At 43.9% G+C, this 1,399-nt stretch carries 1 protein-coding gene; it reads right to left on the bottom strand.

Going from position 1 to position 1,399, the window contains the following annotated elements:
• Positions 1–169: 169 nt before the first annotated feature.
• Positions 170–1,135, bottom strand: a complete 966-nt coding sequence (locus FTU50_RS15255; RefSeq protein WP_016659723.1) for a hypothetical protein — start codon at positions 1,133–1,135, stop codon at positions 170–172.
• Between the last annotated feature and the right edge of the window lie 264 nt (positions 1,136–1,399).

Here is a 1,399-nt window from a genome sequence, read left to right as displayed (position 1 = left end):
GAATAATTCAAGTGAATTTGTTTGAAAGAAGAACTTTAAAAGCTTTATTTTCACCCGATAAAATACCCATAAAACAAGAGGAAGCTCAAATGAGCTTCCTCTTGTGAAAAATTGTGGGACAGCAGTGAGCCGAAGCTCGCTTTTTTTGTACTTGATGTTCAGTCCATGCTTAGCCTGAAATCAGGTTATAGAACCATGGCAAAGTGGTCGCCAGGAATACCGACATGGCCAGACCAAACATCAGTTTCATCGCATCTTTGCTGACATTGCGTGAGGTACGGTATTTGCTGACCCCGTTCACAATCATTGAGATGGCAAATTCACGACCGGCCAACAGACCCAGGAATACCCAGGTGGTACTCATCGGGATATTGCTCCACTCTTTGAAAATCAGCAGGATCATTGCATAGATAAAGTCCACGATGGTCGCAGCACGTACATCGGTAACATCGGTTTTGGTATCGACAATCTTCTGGATGGCACCACCACGCTGGTACAGAATAACCCCCAGCAAGATCACAAAGACCGTAATGGCAAACATCAGGAATTCAAACGGTACCTGACGCGGCACATACACGAAGATGTTGGCCAGATCCTGAATCAGCCACTGGCTCCACAGGAAACCGGTAGATAACCATTGTAGAATCACCCATTTGGTCGAATGTTCCTGATCTTTGGTCTGGTTAAAGTACACCGTCATTTTGTTGGCCACAAAACGATAGATGATCAGCGCCGCCAGGAAGGCCACCGCATAACCCATCATGGATTTGACCATCATCGAGCCCAGGCTCGCAGGAGAGAAGATGGTTAGTACCAGGAAGGTGGTACTGACCGGAATACCATATTTGGTCAGTAGCAACAGTAAAACTGGCGGCACAATATACAGCCAGGTAATTCCGCCTTCAGGGAACGGAATGGTTTCCAGTCGCCCATAAGAGGCATCACCGACGCCCGATGCATACCAGCCATAGACCAAGACCACAACCAGGATACTGCTGATATATACCCACAGTACCCACCAAGGACGATGGGAGTTAGAAGAAATAAAAGTCCCTAAGGTTTGAGGTACATCATTTCCGACAATAGAATAGGCCGCCAAACAGAAGCCGATTACCATTAAAAGTTCAATTGTCATAAGAACAAAGCCTATGTTCAAAAAGGGAACACCACCCCCCAATTGGGCTGGCATTAGCTTAAAATGATGACAATACTATTTCAGTTCTATGACATTTTAGTGACAATAAAAATTTAAAATAAAAAAAGAGCACCGTAGTCATTGCTGTCCCACAATTTTTCACAAGAGGAAGCTCATTTGAGCTTCCTCTTGTTTTATGGGTATTTTATCGGGTGAAAATAAAGCTTTTAAAGTTCTTCTTTCAAACAAATTCACTTGAATTAT

This window comes from Acinetobacter sp. YH12112 (assembly GCF_013418945.1).
GTDB classification, from domain to species: Bacteria; Pseudomonadota; Gammaproteobacteria; order Pseudomonadales; family Moraxellaceae; genus Acinetobacter; species Acinetobacter indicus.
This window is presented reverse-complemented; position numbering and strand designations above follow the sequence as displayed.